General features: G+C 34.2%; 15 protein-coding genes and 3 tRNA genes. 4 read left to right on the top strand and 14 right to left on the bottom strand.

Annotated elements, in window-relative coordinates:
- Positions 1-5: 5 nt before the first annotated feature.
- Entirely contained in the window at positions 6-554 is a 549-nt protein-coding gene (locus G9H60_RS01530) for a WcaF family extracellular polysaccharide biosynthesis acetyltransferase (RefSeq protein WP_223142349.1), read from the bottom strand.
- On the bottom strand, positions 551-1,435 hold the full coding sequence (locus tag G9H60_RS01525) for a glycosyltransferase family 2 protein (RefSeq protein ID WP_223142348.1): 885 nt from the start codon (positions 1,433-1,435) through the stop codon (positions 551-553). The genes G9H60_RS01530 and G9H60_RS01525 overlap by 4 nt, the downstream gene beginning before the upstream one ends.
- A gap of 262 nt (positions 1,436-1,697) precedes the next feature.
- On the opposite strand from G9H60_RS01525, the gene G9H60_RS01520 reads away from it, so the two are divergent.
- Positions 1,698-2,774 (top strand): glycosyltransferase family 4 protein, encoded by a 1,077-nt coding sequence (locus G9H60_RS01520; RefSeq protein WP_223142347.1) that lies wholly within the window; start codon positions 1,698-1,700, stop codon positions 2,772-2,774.
- Here the strand turns inward: G9H60_RS01520 and G9H60_RS01515 are convergent.
- The 11 genes from G9H60_RS01515 to G9H60_RS01465 all read right to left on the bottom strand — a co-directional run bounded on the left by G9H60_RS01515 (position 2,760) and on the right by G9H60_RS01465 (position 14,597).
- On the bottom strand, positions 2,760-3,947 hold the full coding sequence (locus G9H60_RS01515) for a glycosyltransferase (protein ID WP_223142346.1): 1,188 nt from the start codon (positions 3,945-3,947) through the stop codon (positions 2,760-2,762). The genes G9H60_RS01520 and G9H60_RS01515 overlap by 15 nt on opposite strands.
- A gap of 36 nt (positions 3,948-3,983) precedes the next feature.
- Positions 3,984-5,129: a hypothetical protein gene (locus G9H60_RS01510; protein WP_223142345.1), complete on the bottom strand. Its 1,146-nt coding sequence runs from the start codon at positions 5,127-5,129 to the stop codon at positions 3,984-3,986.
- Positions 5,130-5,339: 210 nt separating this feature from the next.
- Positions 5,340-5,413 (bottom strand) — tRNA-Arg (locus G9H60_RS01505).
- A 60-nt stretch (positions 5,414-5,473) separates the two neighbouring features.
- Positions 5,474-5,547, bottom strand: a tRNA-Pro gene (locus G9H60_RS01500).
- Between the two features lie 12 nt (positions 5,548-5,559).
- Positions 5,560-5,646 (bottom strand) — tRNA-Ser (locus tag G9H60_RS01495).
- A gap of 63 nt (positions 5,647-5,709) precedes the next feature.
- A complete protein-coding gene (locus G9H60_RS01490; protein ID WP_223142344.1) occupies positions 5,710-7,206 on the bottom strand; it encodes a glutamate synthase subunit beta in 1,497 nt (498 codons plus the stop codon).
- A 9-nt stretch (positions 7,207-7,215) separates the two neighbouring features.
- Complete coding sequence (gene gltB, locus G9H60_RS01485; protein WP_394369766.1) at positions 7,216-11,784, bottom strand: glutamate synthase large subunit; 4,569 nt, start codon at positions 11,782-11,784, stop codon at positions 7,216-7,218.
- A 202-nt stretch (positions 11,785-11,986) separates the two neighbouring features.
- A complete protein-coding gene (locus G9H60_RS01480; RefSeq protein ID WP_223142343.1) occupies positions 11,987-12,424 on the bottom strand; it encodes an STAS domain-containing protein in 438 nt (145 codons plus the stop codon).
- Entirely contained in the window at positions 12,414-13,361 is a 948-nt protein-coding gene (locus G9H60_RS01475) for a phosphoribosylaminoimidazolesuccinocarboxamide synthase (protein WP_223142342.1), read from the bottom strand. Before G9H60_RS01475 ends, G9H60_RS01480 begins: the two co-directional genes overlap by 11 nt.
- A 2-nt stretch (positions 13,362-13,363) precedes the next feature.
- Positions 13,364-13,906: a hypothetical protein gene (locus tag G9H60_RS01470; RefSeq protein ID WP_223142341.1), complete on the bottom strand. Its 543-nt coding sequence runs from the start codon at positions 13,904-13,906 to the stop codon at positions 13,364-13,366.
- Position 13,907: 1 nt separating this feature from the next.
- Positions 13,908-14,597, bottom strand: a complete 690-nt coding sequence (locus tag G9H60_RS01465; RefSeq protein ID WP_223142340.1) for a hypothetical protein — start codon at positions 14,595-14,597, stop codon at positions 13,908-13,910.
- A 62-nt stretch (positions 14,598-14,659) separates the two neighbouring features.
- Here G9H60_RS01465 and G9H60_RS01460 point away from each other — a divergent pair, with 62 nt between their 5' ends.
- Both G9H60_RS01460 and G9H60_RS01455 read left to right on the top strand, forming a co-directional pair.
- The gene (locus tag G9H60_RS01460) at positions 14,660-15,871 is read left to right on the top strand and encodes a pyridoxal phosphate-dependent aminotransferase (RefSeq protein ID WP_223142339.1); all 1,212 of its coding nucleotides are present in this window, start codon (positions 14,660-14,662) and stop codon (positions 15,869-15,871) included.
- Positions 15,868-16,605, top strand: coding sequence for a queuosine precursor transporter (locus G9H60_RS01455; protein WP_223142338.1), 738 nt, complete (start codon positions 15,868-15,870; stop codon positions 16,603-16,605). Before G9H60_RS01460 ends, G9H60_RS01455 begins: the two co-directional genes overlap by 4 nt.
- Here the strand turns inward: G9H60_RS01455 and G9H60_RS01450 are convergent.
- Positions 16,581-17,333, bottom strand: a complete 753-nt coding sequence (locus tag G9H60_RS01450) for a TrmH family RNA methyltransferase (protein WP_223142337.1) — start codon at positions 17,331-17,333, stop codon at positions 16,581-16,583. The two genes, G9H60_RS01455 and G9H60_RS01450, sit on opposite strands and share 25 nt — an antisense overlap.
- Here G9H60_RS01450 and tamL point away from each other — a divergent pair, their 5' ends adjacent.
- On the top strand, positions 17,334-19,616 hold the full coding sequence (gene tamL, locus G9H60_RS01445) for a translocation and assembly module lipoprotein TamL (RefSeq protein WP_223142336.1): 2,283 nt from the start codon (positions 17,334-17,336) through the stop codon (positions 19,614-19,616). It begins immediately after the preceding gene.

Genomic DNA, 19,616 nt, shown 5'->3' with positions numbered 1-19,616 from the left:
TGTACTTAGCTGATTTCTCTGTGTTTAACTACTTGTGCTGGATTACCTTGATTAATGGTATATGGGGCTAAATCTTTACTAGTAAAAGACCCCACAGTTAATACACAATGTGAACCTAATACTACTCCTCCACTTACTGTGGCTTTAGCTCCTACCCACACTCCATCTTCTACTACTATTCCTTTGCTAATCAAATCAAAGGAAGATTTTTTATAGTCATGATTACCTGTAAGAAGTAATGCTCCTTGTGAGATACATACATGATTTCCTATTTTAATTTCAGAAATATTGTCAATCCAAGCTTCTTCTCCTAACCAAACATAATCACCTAAAACCAATTTCCAGGGAAATTTAATTTTTACCCAAGGTTTTATTACAACATGTTTTCCTATTGAAGCTCCAAAAATCTTTAGAATACCTACTTTAAAAATATTGGGATACGGAATATTAGTTAAAAAAAACACATTTGAAAATAATAGCCAAACTAAATATTTCACTTTAGCTGAAATTCCAGGTGACCCTTCTCCGGTAAATGTGCTTAAATCTGTTTTCAAACGATCTCTTTTAGGGCTTCTTTAATTTTATTTTTATCAAAACCGTGGGAATTTTCAAACTCGTATACTTTGGCATCGACAAGAAAACGATACCAAAATACTTGTAGTATGTTCCACATTAATCCACGTATTCCATCCAAAATACCAAGTCGTAGGAAATAGGAATAATGAAATAGTAGAATTGAACGTACAAAAATAGGACTTTTGTTGTAAAATGACTTTAGAAAATGTATCAATGTATCTTTAAAAGGCAATTTATCGGTAATCTCCGCAGCATTTAAATATCGGTGTTTTAATACCTCAATTGATTCTCGACTAGCATATAAATTATGTTTTTGAGTCCACCAAGTAAGGTTGTTTAAATTGTGATCAAAAATTAAATGCTTTAAATTATGTGTATTAGGCTGATTTAGGACAATTTTTTCATCCATCCATTTATCATCACATTTCCCCTCTCCTCTTTTCCAGATACGTAATAACCACATTGGATTAGTCATTCCATAATGAATAATTCCTCCCATGAACTTTACTTTTCTTTGCATATAAAACCCATTGATTGAATCCAAAGAATCGTTATTCAAACATTCATTGATCTCTTCAATCAACTCATCGCTTAAAAGCTCATCACAATCCACACGAATAATGAAATCTGTTTCAAAGGGATATACCTCTAAAGCATAATTTATTTGATTCGCATGATGAATAAATTTATTTTGAATTACAGGAATATGGTATTTAGCTGCAATTTCTAAGGTTTTATCGGTGGAAAATGAATCAATAATAAATAGCTGATTGCTCAATTTTTGAACATTCTGAATACACCTCTCCAAATGAATTTCTTCATTGTAGGTAAGTAACAAAATACTGATCGTCTTTTTCAAATGTAATTCAATCCATGTGCGAAGAATTTAGCCTATACCAGCATCCATTTTCCTCATTATAACGCAATTTAAGATATATAATTGAAATTAGGATAAGCATAAATGAATAAGAAATATTAGCTAATGTATTCTCAATATTGTACTGTTGAATATTGCCTTTTTAAATAAAGAAGTTAGTTTTGTTGATGAAATTCAGTCTATGAGGATTCTTATTTTCCATAACCTTTTGTGGTCCCAATACAAATCAGTGGTTTTTGAAAAATTGTCACAAATATGTGTGGATAAAAAAGATGAATTATTGGTGGTTGAAACGACCATTACTGAGGCTGGACGTGAAGATTTAGTTGATTTTGATCTGTCTACTTATCCCTATAAATTCCCTGTTAAATTAATCAGTACTCTCCCATTACAGCAAATACCAGCTTGGAAGGTAGGATTTGAATGGTGTAAAATTATACTACAATTTAAACCTGATGTAATCAATTTTACAGGATATGCTGAGCCTGCAGCACTTCCAGTTTTGCTTTTTTGCAAAATTTTAGGAATTAAAACTGTCATGACCATTGAGTCTGTTAGAAATCAATCCGAAAATCAAAATGGTGTAATACATGCATTTAAATCATTGCTTAAATCGGCTATTTTTAATTTAACTCATGGTTATTTTAGTTATGGGTTAAATTCAAACCAATTTTTATTTAGAGCAGGAGTTGCTAAAAGTAAAATATATTCTTTTTTAAATTCCTTTGACAAGAATAAATTTAAGCAGCAATTCAATTCTATAAAACCTCATTCCTCTGGTAATAGTATTGAGCCATATTTATTATTTGTAGGCCGTTTGTCAGAAGAAAAAAATCTATTTGAATTAATCGATTTAATGAAAGAATTACCTTATTCATTAAAAATGGTAGGAAATGGTCCTTTGTTTTCGGAGTTAAGTATGAAAATACAACAAGAGCAAATAAGCAATGTTCACTTGTTGGGTACGGTGGCATGGACCGAATTAGCAGAGGTGTATCAACATGCTAGTTGTTTAGTCTTAGTGTCTACTGCTGAAACCTGGGGAATGGTAGCTAATGAGGCACAGGAATTAGGCAAAGCAGTCATTTGTACAGAAGCTTGCGGATGTGCTAATGATTTAATTATAAGTGGTTATAATGGATTAGTTATTAATCAATTATCAGATAAAATTGAACGAAATAAGATCAAACAATTCTTGAATAATTTACCTGAAGATACCTCGTATTATGAAGGTAATTCCAAAAGAAATTCTACAATTTTTAATGTTGAAAGATTAGCACAAGAAATGTACCAAGGATTTCAAAAATTAACCATGAATTAATTTTGACAATTGATGCTCAACCGCATGATAGGAATAATGATTTTTGACAAAATCCCTCCCCTTTTTGCCTAATTTTAATCGCTTGGAAGAATCTTCGATTAAGTCTTTTAGGGCTATTTCTAAGGATGAATCAGTTAATTGAATAACATATCCACAATCATTTTCTTTTAGCTCGCTAGCAATTCCCACTTGGTCTGAAATAACAACAGGTATTTCACAAAGCATAGCTTCCACGACAGACATACCAAAGTTTTCGGATAAGGAAGGAAGAACAAATACATCTGAATCTACTAATAACTCTATGCCATCTTCTGACGAAAGTAAACCCGTGAAATTTACATACTGTTCTAAATGCCTATCCCGAATGATTGTATTCAATTCATTCAAATAATGATCCTCTTCTGACCCAGCAATAACATATAGTAGATTTGGATATTGTTGAATTAAGCTTGGTAGAATATTGAGTACATAATTGATTCCTTTTTTAATAGTAACCCGTCCAAAATGAGTTAAAATTATTCTTTCTGAGGAAATGTTAAATTTTTGTCTAAATGTCCCTTTAAGAGGTAATTTTTCAAATTTTTGTACATCAACTATATTGGGAATAATCGTAGATTGAAAAGGTAAAGAGAGAAATTGACGTACTTTCAATTCTTCATCTTTAGTTGAAAAAATGACTTTTTGAGCCTTCATTAGCATCTTTTTAACATATAATTTCAAAAAAATATTTTTATAAAAAGATGATTTCAAATGAAACGTTTCATCATATAAACTTCCATGAGGAATAATGACAAAGGGAATATTATTCCATTTACATGCCAAATACGCTGCCATAATAGGGAAATTCCATACAGCTTGAAGTACGACTAAATCATATTGCTGAACGTTTTTAAGTAACCAAATAAATAACCCTGGAGAAAAAGTATAATTGTCATATCCATAGTGAGGGAATCGCCAAATGGGATAAGAAAATTCAGAGGTCGAAGGTTGTACAACAGGCAATTGTTTAATTTGAGCACTACTTAAACCTTGGGTGGTACTTAGTACTTCAACCTGACAATCAATGTCTTTTAGTGCTTTGGAAAAGGTTAAATTAGTGAATATAGGTCCACCTATGGAAATAGCAGGATAATACGCTGGAGAAACTTGTAAAACTCTTTTCTGAGTAGACATAGTAGCAAATAGTGAAAAAGAAGTCAATCGACTATCTTAAACTGGGTTTTCTATTTCATTCTTTTCTTTTACCATTTCCACATTCATGAATCGGATAAAGATTAAAAATGAAACCCAATAAGCAAAGTCCATAGGTCTACCTGAAGTAAACATTCCAACAAAGGTATTTAAATAGAATAAGCCAATAAAATTTTGGAAAATGGTATTTGATTTAAAGCAACGGTAGGCAAAATACAAGAAAGTGACATGGAATCCAGCAAATAAAATAAACCCAAAAACACCAAAATTTACTAATGATTCCAACATTGGAATATCTATGTAACGATAGCGATATCCGTGACCGAAAACGAAATCTATTTTACTTGTATTCCATAACTGCTTGATGTAATTGATGTTATTAACACGGCCCATCGCAGATTCATCCACTTCAGCACTCTTTCCTAAGGTTACGCCCGTACTCATAGCCCGGATAAACAGGTTAAAAAATGTATTGTAATAAGAATCGAATAGTTCGACAATCCTTAATTTGGTTGCGAAATAGTATAAATTCCCAATAGCGATTGCGTAAAAAATATAGGATTGCTTTTTAATATGGCTAAACATACTTTTAACTGGAACCATGAATAACAACATACAAGGTATTGCCATGAGCAAAGTTAAAATGGTAGCTCTTGTTTGGGTTAAAATAATCACAATAAGGCTAAACCAAACATTTATATGAGCAAGCAATCGAGTTAAATAAACATGAGGAACTTTAATCGAATCCCAACTTCGATTGATAATTAAAAACGAAATTAAAAATCCAGCTAAACCATTTCGGCTGTAGATATATGGATTACCTGTAAAGTTTTCTGTGGTCTTACTTGTGTATTGTACAGTAGCTCTTGTACCAAATACATAGTTAGGATTAGTGGCTACAGAGTAAATTAAAGCACAACTTGTTAAAAAGGTAATGATCAAGATTAATACTGGTAAGTATTTCTGAACTTGATTGTCAACCCGTAATAGTGAAAAGAAAAAACCAAATATTAAGGCAAAATTGATTAAATCTGTGTTAAACATGGTCATTTCTTTATTCATCAAAAAGAAATAAATCATAGCTACACTAAAGAATGTACCTCCTAATAACAACAGAAATGTATTGGGTTTATGCCCTACTTTGGCATGAAAATGGTTTAGCATGAATACCAAACCTGAAACGTATACTATACCAGTAAATACCGATCCCCCACCGAAGCCTAGCTTTTCTTTAAAAAAATAAATTAACGGAGGAGCAATCCAGAATATTAATATCCCTATCGCATTTTTAACCAAGGTGATTTGCTTAATGGTCAACGCTTTGTAGGAAGGCTAGAAATGATTGATACGATTTGAAAGTCATTAGACTTTTAGTGATTCCGTTTGGATTCGAACCAAAGACCTACTGCTTAGAAGGCAGTTGCTCTATCCAACTGAGCTACGGAACCTAAAAATAAATAGTCAATTTATTCTTGGTGCAAGCACTGTTAAATAAATTGACTATGTTGTCGGGGTGGCAGGATTCGAACCTACGACCTCTTGGTCCCAAACCAAGCGCGATACCGGGCTACGCTACACCCCGAAAAAAACACTGCGGAGAGAGAGGGATTCGAACCCTCGGTACCGTTACCAGTACGACAGTTTAGCAAACTGTTCCTTTCGGCCTCTCAGGCATCTCTCCTAGCATTTAAGAGAGCACAAATGTAGTAATTTTTTTTGAATATCGAAATTCAAAAATGAAATTTTATTTAAAAATATCGAAACTTGAAACACTTTTTCCTTCCAAGCTAGTTTTGCCCATTAAAAACTGATCAATATTTCTCGCAGCCTCTCTTCCTTCGGAAATAGCCCATACAACTAGCGACTGACCGCGTCTTGCATCACCAGCCACAAAAATCTTTTCTTGAGCTGATTGATAATTTCCATTTGCTACAATATTTCCTCTTTCGTCAGCTGAAATTCCAGCTTCTGTTAATTCTTGAAATAAATTTCCATGGTCTGTGTGTAAAAATCCAGCTGCAATCAAAGCTAAATCACATGGTATTTCTCGGATATTTTCTACTTTTTGTTCCATCTTTCCGTTGGACATATCGTAGGTAATATCACCTATTTTAAGGGCTACTAGTTCATTCTTGTCATTTGTAATAAATTCTTGTAAAGAAATAGACCATAAACGGTTAGCTCCCTCTTCATGTGAGGTAGATGTACGCAACATATTTGGCCAATTAGGCCATGGAGTATTTTCAGCCCGATCTACTGGTGGCTTTGGCATCACTTCTATTTGAGTAATCGAAGCAGCCTTATGACGGTTTGAAGTACCTACACAATCAGAACCGGTATCTCCCCCACCAATCACAACTACATGTTTTCCAGTAGCTAAAATATTGTTGTTTGAATATACTTCGCCTTTATGGTTTACTTCTAAGCCAATATTAGCATTACGTTTATTTTGTTGTGACAAAAACTCCATTGCAGGATAAATACCTGTGGCATCACTACCTTTGGTAGAAATCAAACGCGGTGTTGTTGAACCTGTAGCCACCAAAATTGCATCATATTCAGAAATCAATTTGGAAACTTTATAATTTACTCCAATGTTCATATTGGTTTTAAATTCAACACCTTCCTTTTCCATGACAGCCACACGACGATCAACAACTGATTTATCTAATTTGAAATCAGGAATACCATAACGCAATAATCCTCCAATACGATCAGCTCTTTCAAAAACCGTAACTGAATGACCTACTTTATTTAGTTGAGCCGCTGCTGCCAAGCCAGCTGGACCAGATCCTATGACCGCAATTTTCTTACCAGTTCTTTTAGTTGGAACAAATGGAACAACCCATCCTTCTGAATATGCCTTTTCAATGATTGATTTTTCAATCAATTCAATAGCTACAGGTGGCTTATTGATTCCTAATACGCAGGCAGATTCACAAGGTGCAGGACAAATTCTTCCCGTAAACTCCGGAAAGTTGTTTGTCGAACTCAATATCTCATATGCGTATTTCCAATTTTGCTCATAAACTGCATCATTGAATTCAGGTATTATATTACCTAAAGGACATCCACTATGACAGAAAGGTGTACCGCAGTCCATGCAACGGCTAGCCTGCTTTTCAGTTTCTTCGGATGAATTTAATAATTCAATTTCTTTATAGTCATTGATACGTTCTGACACATTTCTCTTTGCAGAGGTCTTTCTATCAACTTCTAAAAAACCTGTTGGCTTCCCCATTTTCAATAATTAGTTTAATTCTACTTTAATATTTTGATATACTTTGTCTTTGTCATTTAATACATCCGTGATGCTTAAATGTCTACTTGCCAATGCATTTCTATAGTCTATTGGTAATACTTTTTTGAATAAACTAGTCATTGACTTAAAGTTATCCATTACATATTTCCCTTTTACTGATCCAGTTAATTCAACATGCTTCGCTAAATACATAGAAACAATTTGAACATCTTCTTGATTTAAATCAGTAATCTCGACCATTTCACGATTTACCTTAGCTTCAAAGTCATTCTTTTCATCTAAAATATAGGCTACACCACCTGACATACCTGCACCGAAATTCCTTCCAGTTGCACCTAATATCAATACCAATCCCCCCGTCATATATTCACAACCGTGATCTCCTATACCTTCCACTACGACTTTCGCTCCAGAATTTCTCACACAGAAACGCTCACCAGCCATACCAGCTAAATATGCCTCACCTGAGGTTGCTCCATAGAAGGAAACGTTACCTACAATGGAATTCTCTGCAGCAATAAACTTGGCCGCAGGTGATGGATAAGCAATTAAGGTAGCTCCACAAAGGCCTTTACCAATATAGTCATTAGCATCACCTTCGATTTCAAATTTCAAGCCTTTAACTGAAAAAGCACCAAAGGATTGACCAGCCGTACCTTTAAATTTAATATGAATTAAACCGTCAGGAAGTGCTTTATCTCCGTATTTCTTGGTGATTTCATTCGATAATATAGTACCTACAGAACGATTTACATTTATGATGTTAAACTCACCGTTCACTTGTTTTTTAGAATCAATGGCTGCTTGAGCAATTTTCAAAATTTCCCAATCCAATTGTTCCGCTAAACCATGATCTTGCTCCTCGGATTTAAATACTGCTACTCCTTCTCCTGGATTAGATGGTTTTAGGATTGGTGATAAATCAATGTGCTTAAATTTCCAATGAGAAGCAACATCTGCCATGCTTAAATAATCTACACGACCGATCATATCTTCAATTTTACGGAACCCTAATTCCGCCATGATTTCACGCAATTCTTGAGCTAAGAAATGGAATAGATTAACCACATGCTCTGGCTTACCTGTATACAATGCCCTTAATTCAGGATTTTGTGTTGCCACACCAACTGGACAAGTATTTAAATGACACTTACGCATCATGATGCAACCTGCTGTAACCAATGCCGCAGTAGCAACACCAAACTCTTCAGCTCCTAATAATGCAGCTATAGCAATATCACGACCGGTTTTTATCTGACCATCTGTTTGAATTGTCACACGACCTCTTAGCTTATTTTTAACTAAAGTCTGATGTGTTTCTGCTAAACCAAGTTCCCAAGGTAAGCCTGCATGACGAATAGAAGATAAAGGTGAGGCTCCTGTTCCTCCATCATAACCAGCAATCAAAATATGGTCTGCGTGAGCTTTAGCGACACCTGCAGCGATAGTACCCACACCTGCTTCAGAAACTAATTTAACTGAAATACGCGCAGCTCTATTAGCATTTTTTAAATCAAAAATCAATTGAGCTAAATCTTCAATCGAATAAATATCGTGGTGAGGAGGAGGTGAAATTAAGCCAACACCTGGTGTAGAATGTCTTGTTTTACCAATCCAATCATCCACTTTATGTCCTGGAAGTTGACCTCCTTCTCCTGGCTTAGCACCTTGAGCCATTTTTATTTGAAGCTCAACGGCATTCGTTAAGTAATTGGCTGTTACACCAAATCTACCCGATGCCACTTGCTTAATGGCGGAATTCATAGAATCACCATTCTTCATTTTTTCAAAACGAATTGGATCTTCTCCTCCTTCTCCTGTATTGGATTTACCGCCAATACGGTTCATGGCAATAGCTAATGTTGTATGTGCTTCGTATGAAATGGACCCAAATGACATGGCCCCAGTTGCAAAACGCTTCAAAATATTCTCAATTGGTTCAACTTCATCAATGGAAATCGAATTAGCATTCTTGAATCGTAATAAACCACGTAAAGTAATTGACTTCTTACTTTGATCATCAATTAATTTAGAATACTTCTTGTATGTGGAATAATCATTTACCTTCGTCGACTGTTGTAATAAGTGAATCGTTTGAGGGTTAAATAAATGCTCTTCACCACGTTGCTTCCATTGATAAATACCTCCTACTTCTAATTTCGGATGATCTGATTTTAAAAGAGCAAATCCTGATTGATGTTTAATCAAAGCTTCTTTAGCAATGGTATCTAAATCGACCCCATTGATTCGAGAAATTGATCCACTAAAGTAGTTGTCAACTACATCTTTACTCAATCCTAAAATTTCAAATATTTGAGCTCCTTGGTACGATTGAAGAGTAGATATACCCATTTTAGAGAATATCTTTAATAATTCTCCATTGACCGCTTTGATGTAATTGTATTCTAATTTCTCATAGGATAAACTTTGATCTACCAAACGATTGTCTTTCATCGCCTTGATAGTTTCAAAAGCCATATATGGGTTAATAGCTGAAGCTCCGTAACCAATTAATGTAGCAAAGTGATGTGTTTCCCACACATCTCCTGCCTCAATAATAATACCAACTTTAGCACGTTTCTTGGTACGAATTAAATGATTATGCACTGCTCCCAAAGCCAAAAGAGAAGGAATAGGTGCATGCGAAGAATCTATTCCTCTATCTGTTAATAAAATAATGGAATATCCATCATCCACAGCATCTTCTGCATATTGACAAATACGATGTAATGCTTTTTTCAATACACCTGATTCTTCCGAAGAACGGAATGTCATGTGAATGGATTTGGTTTGAAAATTAGCGTGGTCAATCCAACGAATTTTTTCTACCTCTTTGTTACGCAGTACAGGTTGTTGGATTTCTATTTGTCTACAATGGCTAGGTGTTTCATCTAATAAATTAGAAAGACCGCCAATATCCGTCAACAGGGACATCACCATTCTCTCACGAATTGGGTCAATCGGAGGATTGGTTACTTGTGCAAATAACTGCTTGAAATAACTAGAAAGATGTTGTGCTTTATCAGATAATACTGCCAAAGGAGTATCAATACCCATGGAGCCTAAAGCTTCCTTACCCGTTTCAGCCATTTGAGCCAATACTACACGAATATCTTCCGTAGTAAAACCAAATATTTGTTGACGCGAAATTAATTCAACTGGCTTAGGTTGACGGTACTCACTTCCTGCTTCTGGTAAATCTTCAACGCGAATTTTATTTTCACGTAACCATTGTCCATAAGGTTGTTGCTGACAAATTTTCTCTTTTAATTCTTCATCAGGTATAATTCTACCCTGCTCCATGTCTACGACAAACATTTTACCTGGTTGCAAACGACCTTTTGAAACAATTGTTGCTGGATCTAAATCCAATACACCCGCTTCCGAAGCCATGATCACATGATCATCTTCTGTTACCCAATATCTAGATGGACGTAATCCATTTCTATCCAAAGTAGCTCCAATCATCTTTCCATCCGTAAATGAAATAGAAGCAGGACCATCCCAAGGCTCCATCATGGCGGCATGGTACTCATAGAAATCTTTTTTATAGCTTTCCATGGACTCATTTCCATCCCAGGCTTCTGGAATCAACATCATCATCACATGAGGTAGGCTTCTTCCACTTAAATATAAAATTTCAATGGCATTATCCAGAATGGCTGAATCTGATTGACCCAAACTACACACTGGTAAAATCATATCTAATTCTTCCTGACTAAAATATTTGCTTGAGAATAAGGCTGATTGAGCCTGCATCCAAGAAGAATTACCTTTTACAGTATTAATTTCACCATTATGAGCTATATAACGGAATGGTTGTGCCAATCTCCACTCTGGGAAAGTATTAGTGGAGAAACGTGAGTGAACAATGGCCAATGCAGAAGTAAAGTTCTCTTGGAACAAATCCTGGAAATAACCAGGAACCTGCATGGTTGTTAACATACCCTTATAAATAATGGTACGACAAGATAGAGAGGCGAAATAAAACTTCCCGTTCAGTTGAACAATCGTCTCATTTAAAAGACGGGTTACATATTGACGGAATACATACAATTTTCTTTCAAAATCAATCTCGCTTAAGCAAGATTCTGGTCTTTCTATAAATAACTGTTGAATCGAAGGCTCTTCATTTCCTGAATCTGCACCTAAAATTTCAGTATTATCCACAGGTACATTTCTGTATCCCAAAATACGTAGACTTAATTTCTTGGCTTTTCTTTCTATAATTTCCTTACACTCTTTGATGAGAGTTTCATCTTTAGGGAAGAAAACCATACCTACACCATATTGTCCTAAGGATGGTAAAGCAAATCCCAATTTAGCTGTTTCTTCAAAAAAGAATTCATGAGGTAACTGAACTAATACTCCAGCTCCATCACCTGAGTTAGGATCACAACCACATGCACCTCGGTGGTCCATACGAATCAACATCTTAATTGAATCTTGTACAATTCGATGCGATTTAATGCCCTTCATACTGGCTACAAAACCAATACCACAAGCATCGTGCTCAAATTCTTTCCGATACAATCCCTCTTCATTCATGACTTCCATAAGAAACTATTAATATTCTAATAATAAACTAAAAATTCTTAACAAAATTAAATATCAGTAATGGTTGACAATTTGATATTTATATAAGCAATATCAAATTTAATCAAAAATATATTTGGCAATTCATTGAATAAACAAAATATAATACTGTTACTAAAATATCACTAAACAAGTACAAAATATCTTGATAGAGTGCAATTAATTAGTAATCATCGCCGTAATCTGCTGATTCTCCACCGAATTCATTCTCCTCTTCTTCGTCTCCATCCCCAAAATCATTTTCTAAATCATTCAAATAGATTGCATCTACACCTTCCCTAACCGTATTCATGATCGTTAGGTTTTCAATTTTAGCTTGATCCAATCGTTCTACCACAGCTTCATCTTTACTTACCACCACAAATAAACCGGATTCATTAGAACAAATTTTAGTCCCTTTACGTATCGCAGATACTCCATATCCATCCAATTCTGTGACTTTGGAGATATTTAAAATCATATTGGTGTACTCTTTTTTAAAAAGCAATCGAACGACATTTTCTAATTCTTCATAATTGCTTTGAACTAAGTTTTCGCCTTTCCAGTCAATTAAAGCATAACTTTCGTTTTGATCAAGTTGAAATAAAGCACTAGTTGACATTTTCTAAGTATTGGTTTACGTGATTAAATATACGTTGTTCTAAATTTTCTTGGGGTTCTTTAATGAATTTTTGACCTGTAATCTCCTCATATAATAGAATGTATCTGTTGGAAATTTCTTCTACAAATTCATCCGATATATTAGGGACCATTTGACCTTCTTTCCCTTGAAATCCATTCGCAATAAGCCATTCCCTTACAAATTCCTTAGATAATTGTTTTTGAGGAAGTCCTTTTTCCAATAATTCTTGGTAGGTGTTAGCATAAAAATATCGAGAAGAATCAGGTGTATGAATCTCGTCCATTAACATGATTTGGCCATCTAATAATCCGAATTCATATTTAGTATCTACTAAAATCAAACCTTTCTCTTGTGCCATTTGGGATCCTCTTTCAAATAACGCCAAAGCTTTTTGACATAATTGATTCATGATTTCCTCAGACACGATGCCTAGCTCTAATATTTTAGCCACTGATATATCTTCATCGTGACCTTCACTTGCTTTTGTAGTAGGTGTAATGATTGGATTTGGCAATTTGTCATTCTCCTTTAAACCTTCAGGTAAGGCAACTCCACATACTTCTCTTTTTCCAGATTTATACTCACGCCATAAATGTCCTGCTACATATCCTCTAACCACCATTTCAATAGGAATTGGAGTACATTTATATCCATAGGCTGCATTGGGATCTGGAGTGTCGATTAACCAATTAGGAATAATATCTCGGGTTTTATTCAAAAAATAAGTAGCTATTTGGTTTAACACTTGACCCTTAAAAGGAATGGTTCTAGGTAGAATCACATCAAAAGCTGAAATACGATCTGAAGTAACCATCAATAAGCGATCATTTCCAATGCTATACACATCCCGAACTTTGCCCCTGTAAAAAGCCGTTTGATTCTTGAAGTTAAACTGACTTTGAGCCTTATTTTCCATAATTAATATATTAGAATTCTTTCTTTCTTTTTCATTAAATCTAATAAACCCAATGCCTCTTTGGTATTTATTCGATTCATATTTTGCTGCTCCTGTAACAACTGATTTTGCCTATTCGATTTTAAAATGGGAAGTAATTTTCTCCATTTATAGGCATATATTTCATATTGTTTGATAAGCGTATCAGAAACCGGATTGTCTTTAATTCCTTTTTCAATTAGAGAGATAGCTTGATCTATGTTTCCTTGCTTTTCTAAAATAGCCGCTTGGATTAATAGTTCATTGGAATCCGAACTTGAAAAATGGCTAGAATTTTCCACCATTTGATTCAATCGAATACTTAACAATGCCTGCGTCTTCTCTAATTCTTTGTTGATGAAAATATCTTTACCCTTTGCTTTCTTTATCCAATACAAAGCTTCCGCATTTCGCTTTTGCTTAATCAAATAATTAACCTGCTGAATATCTTTATTGTAAACACTAGCCCTATTTGAAAATAAGCCCTGGTAAATCAACAAGAAAATGTACAAGTAAGATGTAAACAAACTATATCTTAATTATATGCAGAATAAAGAGTAAATCTGATGTGATTAATATCAATAACAAAATTAATAAATATACCTTCATATCGACTAATTCAGTCCAATTATTCGAGCTAAGAAAAGTAAAATAAGAAGTTTCTTGATTGGTGAGGGTGAATTCTTGACTAAGATTACCCCGTTTTACGATTTTACTAATTTGATTAAACTCATTACCCACTCCTTTTACTGAATTTTCAAATCTAAGGACTGAATGTTTCAAATTCAATACTTCAGGATTTTCCAACAATCCCATAAATGACTGCAATGGTGTTGTTGGAATTATTGTTTCAGTATTCACGGGATTACCCTTATATATTGTTAGCGAGGCATATACAGGTTGAGTCCGCTTTAAATCTTCTGAAATTAAGGATTGAGCTTCTTGCCATCTTTCTTTGGATTGGGTAAATGATTGAGGCAATCGATAGCTGACAAGCAAAGGGTCTGCTAAATTTCTTGTGTTTCCTGCAGGTTCTAAATAGGATATGAAAAGCCAGAAAAACAGTAAGAATATGCTTAGTCTAGCTAGTATCTTGAAGATAAATATTCCCGATATACGAAAAATCCCACTTGAATTTCTCCAATATCTCCAAAGAATAAGGAGGTAAATACCTGAAAATAAACTCAATAGAATAATAAAAAGCTGCGTGAAATTCATTGAGTGTGCTTAAAAACAATTCAAAAGTAAATTACTATTTTTACAATTCTTATTTTTTTTCAATGGATATATTAAAAAGTAGCAGGTTAGAGCATTTGAAGTATGAAATTCGAGGGCCTGTGTATGACAAAGCTTTAGCCCTTCAAAATCAAGGATATAAAATAACTTCACTCAATATTGGAAATCCTGCCGCATTCGGTTTCGAAACTCCAGATGAAATTGTTCATGATATCATCGTCAATATTCGAAATGCTCAAGGATATACCGATTCCCGAGGACTATTTGCAGCTAGAAAGGCTGTTATGCAATATTATCAAAATAAGGGCGTCAAAAATATATTGATAGAAGATATTTACATTGGTAATGGTGTCAGCGAATTGATCTCTTTGGTCATGATGGCTCTTTTGAACCCTGATGACGAAGTATTGATTCCTTCTCCCGATTATCCTTTATGGACTACAGTAGTAGGTCTAGCTGGAGGTAATTCCGTACATTATGTCTGTGATGAATCAAGTGATTGGCAGCCCGATTTAGAAGACATGGAATCCAAAATCACGGACAAATGCAGGGCCATTGTCATGATTAATCCAAATAATCCCACCGGTGCAGTATATTCTAAAGAGACAGTTGATAAAATAGTCCAATTAGCCGCTAAGCATAAATTGATTTTGTTTTCAGATGAAATTTATGATAAGATTCTTTTCGATCAACATGACCATTATTCTGCTGCTGGTCTATGTGATGATATTTTGATTGTTACGATGGGTGGTTTATCAAAAAATTATCGAGCAGCTGGATTCCGAGGAGGTTGGATGATATTAACTGGGGCAAAACATAAAGCCAAGTCCTATATAGAAGGTTTGAATTTTTTATTTAGCACTCGTTTATGTGCGAATGTCATTACTCAATTTGGTATACAAACTGCTTTGGGTGGTTATCAGTCCATAAATGATTTAGTAGCACCAGGTGGCCGATTGTACAAACAAATGCAATTAGCCTACGAAAAATTAAATGCTATTGACGGCGTAAGTTGTGTGAAACCTAAAGGTGCTTTATACCTCTTCCCTAAGATTGATTTAGGAAAATTCACATTTGAAGATGACGAACACTTTGTTATGTCATTATTGGAAGAACAAAAAATTCTAGTTGTGGCTGGTCGAGGTTTTAATTTCAAACAAAGAGACCACTTTAGAATTGTATTTTTACCCCATGTTGAGCAGCTTTCTTTAGCTTTAGACAAAATAGCTTTGCATTTTGATAATTACAGACGATGATATTCAATCAATTTTCTCGGAAGCAGAAGTTATTTATTTTCCTTTTTGGAATTTTTTTAACCAATGCCATTATTGCCGAGATTATTGGTGTGAAAATTGTTAGTATTGAAAAGTCACTTGGCTTCTCCCCTTTGGGATTAATAACTCCATGGGGCAATACTTGGGACTTTAACCAAACTGCAGGTGCGCTTAATTGGCCCATTGTATTTATTACCTCGGACATCATCAATGATTATTTCGGTAAAAAAGGTGTTCGATTTATTTCCTATACTACAGCCTTATTTATTGCCTATTCTTTTTTGATTATTTACTTAGCCACTTTGTTAGTTCCTGCCGACTTTTGGCTGCAAGTGAATAATTCAAATAACTTTGACATTAATAATGCATTTTCTCGAATATTTAGACAGGGTCTTGGTATTATCACAGGATCATTGACGGCATTTTTAGTAAGTCAAATGTTGGATGCCATGGTATTTGAAAAAATAAAATCCAGAACGGGTCAAAAGCATATATGGCTTAGAGCCACAGGATCTACTTTGATTTCACAATTAATTGATAGCGTATTGGTTATTGGTATTGCTTTCTATTTCTTTGGAAATTGGAGTTTAGGACAATGGATGAACGTTTCATTCAATAATTACTTATACAAGTTTATTATTGGTATTCTGTTTACTCCAATGTTATACCTAGCTCATTACTTAATTGAGCTTTATTTAAGGCCAGAGAGTGATTGATTTCTTCTTACATGGTCTAGTATAATTCCAGTTGAAATTGCCACGTTCAATGACTCAGCTTCACCAAATCTAGGAATGGTTATTCTTTCCTGAATGAAAGCACTTACCTCTTTTCTAATTCCATGTGATTCACTTCCCATCACAATAAAGGCTTTGTTTGGAAAAGAATAAGTATGTAAATTTTCTCCTGACAAATCTGCTCCAAGTATCTTATGTTCAGGATTCGCTTGAAAGAATTTAGTAAGATCCGTATAGAAACATGTTACACGTTTAAAAGAACCCATGGTGGCAGCAATTACTTTGGGATTATAGAATTCAGTACAATCATTCGATAAAACAATTTGTGAGATTCCATACCAATCACAAATACGAATAATGGTACCTAAATTACCAGGATCTCGAACACCATCTAAGACTAATACTTGGTTTTCTAGTGAAGATAAGGAATGAACCGTTTTGGTTCGAACGATGGCTAATCCATAATGGTTTATCGTTAAAGTACTGAGCTTTGTAATTTCATCTTTGGAAACAAAGTAAGTGGGAATAGTAGGAGAAGAAAATAGATCCGAATATTCTTCGTTAATGACTAAAAATTCTACCCCAAAGCTTGAATCCAATACTTCTTGAATACCCTTCTCTCCTTCTACCAAAAATAGTTCGTTCTCAGTTCGACCTTTTTTAGAATGTAGAGAATTAATTAACTTTATTTGTTTATTCGTTAGCATCATTTGAAATATAGAAATATACTTATTGGATTACTTATTATTCAGGTTTTATTCTTTTCCTGTACTGGGTATCGTCAATTTAAATTTACAGAGTACAAGGTAAACCGAATAGATATCCAAGGCAATAAATTAATATCCAAGGAAGATCTTAGAACAAATATACCTGGTTTAAAGGAATCCTATGCGAGAATCTTTTCTCCTAAAACCTATGGCTTTTTCGAAGCTAAGAGAAAATTGAAAGATTCATTGGGCAAATCCCCCGCTTTCATTCAATTGTTTAATACACCAAATCCAAGTTTAAATAAAGCCTATTTAGAAATAACAAAGGAGGCTATTCATAAATATTATCGAAACAATGGTTTCTTAAAAAACCAAGTTTATTTACGGATTGATACCATTCATAATTCAAATAAACTAGCTAATATAACCTTTTCCATCGAAGAAAATTCAGTCAGTAGCTTTTCGAAAAACGATTCATTTTTAGTGGATAACCCTCAATTGGGTAAAAAAATTGAAGTATATTATAATACCGAAAGTGTTATATCTGTTAATGATCGTTTGAATCTAGAATTATTAAAAAAGGAGAAAGAAAACATCACACATTATTTAAAAAATCAAGGATATTTTTACTTTTCCAATGAAGCTGTTGGTTTAAAACTGAATGATTTAAAGGATAGCAGTCTATTCAGAGTTGGTATTATCTATAAAATACCAGACTTCAAAGAAGTTAACACCAATCGATTATATGATCGTTTGTTTCGCTTTGGTAAGGCGAGTTTTATCAATTATCAATATTCAGACACAAGTAATGTTGGGGTTTTAAATACAACAGCACTATCTAAATTAATTACCTTTAAAGAAGGAGATTTGTACTCGGTAGATCAATTGAATCAAAGTTTACAAAATATTTACGCTTCGGATCAATTCAAATCGGTGTCAATCAAATTTGACACTTCTTCTACTCGGGTTTTTCCTAAGGTCGAATTAGTACCCAATGAAAAGTTTAATTTTTCCTCAGAATTAGGTGGAAGTGTTTTTAGAGGAATTCCTGGTCCATTCTTAACAAATTCATTTAAAGTAAGGCGGGTATTTTCGAGTCTAGATTATTTGGATTTCTCTGCTCGCGTAGGTTTTGAAGCCCAAGCGGGATTTATCAATACCGATCAAGCAAGAAAAAACTTAGAAGTTAATCTAAGTACTACCCTCAATTTCCCTAAACTATTTTTACCGGCTACTATTAAAAAGCAATTAGGTGCTTTATATGCCTCTCAAACTCAGCTTGGTTTTGGTTATGATTACATTAATCGACCAGAATATTTGCGAACTAATTTTAAAATTTTCCAAAGGTATCAATGGAGAAAATCACCTTTCAAAACATTCCAGTTTTCATTAGTGGATTTAAATATATTAAATACCAATTATCCAGAGACTTCCACTGCTAGTGCCTTTAAAAGTTATTTAGAAGAATTACGATTACAAGGGAATAACTTGTATCGAAGTTTTAACCCCAGTTTCGTATCTAGCATTCATTTCACCTACGCGTATCGAAGTTTCTTACCAAGCAATGAACTGCTGGCAGGAGAATCCTTTCAAATAGGACTTGAGTCAGGTGGTAGTACTTTAAATCTTATCGGAAATAAAAAAATCACTTTCATCGAAAACATTTTAGGCAGTAATCAAAATATTCAATTCTATCGTTTCTTACGATTCAATTTTGATTATAGAAAATATAAAATGCTCGGCATAAATAGAAAATCTCAATTGGCTTTTAAATTTATCGGAGGTCTTGCTTATGCTTATGGGGAAGAAAACGATTATCAATTACCCTATGAGAAGAATTTCTTTATTGGTGGACCTAGTAGTTTACGTGCATGGAAACCACGTCGCTTAGGTCCAGGTGCCTATAATTCGATTAGTAATTTGATAGAGCAACCTGGAAGTATTTTATTAGAATCCTCTGTTGAATACCGATTCCCAATGTTTCAAATGTTTGGGAAAATGAATGGAGCCGTTTTTATAGATGCTGGTAATATCTGGACATTTGCCAACTCAAAAGGAGAAAAAGATGGCTATTTCGCTTTTGACAATTTCTATAATCAAATAGCCGTAGGTACTGGATTTGGTTTACGCTGGGATTTCTCTTATTTCTTATTGCGATTAGATTTAGCCACCAAAGTAATAAATCCAGCCAAACCAATCAATGAAAAATGGGTTCTCTCCAAAACCTCATTTAGCAGTGGAGAAAACCCAATTGAATTTAATATAGGAATCGGTTATCCTTTTTAA

Source organism: Aquirufa aurantiipilula (assembly GCF_019923745.1).
GTDB lineage: Bacteria > Bacteroidota > Bacteroidia > Cytophagales > Spirosomataceae > Aquirufa > Aquirufa aurantiipilula.
The sequence above is the reverse complement of the archived record's forward strand: the minus strand, read 5'-3'. Positions and strand labels throughout refer to the sequence as shown.

What these genes read in the sequence shown, in the direction of transcription:
- G9H60_RS01515 (WP_223142346.1), bottom strand. Translation starts at nt 3,947, where the DNA reads ATGTCTACTCAGAAAAGAGTTTTACAAGTTTCTCCAGCGTATTATCCT.
- G9H60_RS01510 (WP_223142345.1), bottom strand. Translation starts at nt 5,129, where the DNA reads ATGCTAAACCATTTTCATGCCAAAGTAGGGCATAAACCCAATACATTT.
- G9H60_RS01490 (WP_223142344.1), bottom strand. Translation starts at nt 7,206, where the DNA reads ATGGGGAAGCCAACAGGTTTTTTAGAAGTTGATAGAAAGACCTCTGCA.
- gltB (WP_394369766.1), bottom strand. Translation starts at nt 11,784, where the DNA reads ATGGAAGTCATGAATGAAGAGGGATTGTATCGGAAAGAATTTGAGCAC.
- G9H60_RS01480 (WP_223142343.1), bottom strand. Translation starts at nt 12,424, where the DNA reads ATGTCAACTAGTGCTTTATTTCAACTTGATCAAAACGAAAGTTATGCT.
- G9H60_RS01475 (WP_223142342.1), bottom strand. Translation starts at nt 13,361, where the DNA reads ATGGAAAATAAGGCTCAAAGTCAGTTTAACTTCAAGAATCAAACGGCT.
- G9H60_RS01465 (WP_223142340.1), bottom strand. Translation starts at nt 14,597, where the DNA reads ATGAATTTCACGCAGCTTTTTATTATTCTATTGAGTTTATTTTCAGGT.
- G9H60_RS01460 (WP_223142339.1), top strand. Translation starts at nt 14,660, where the DNA reads ATGGATATATTAAAAAGTAGCAGGTTAGAGCATTTGAAGTATGAAATT.
- G9H60_RS01455 (WP_223142338.1), top strand. Translation starts at nt 15,868, where the DNA reads ATGATATTCAATCAATTTTCTCGGAAGCAGAAGTTATTTATTTTCCTT.
- G9H60_RS01450 (WP_223142337.1), bottom strand. Translation starts at nt 17,333, where the DNA reads ATGATGCTAACGAATAAACAAATAAAGTTAATTAATTCTCTACATTCT.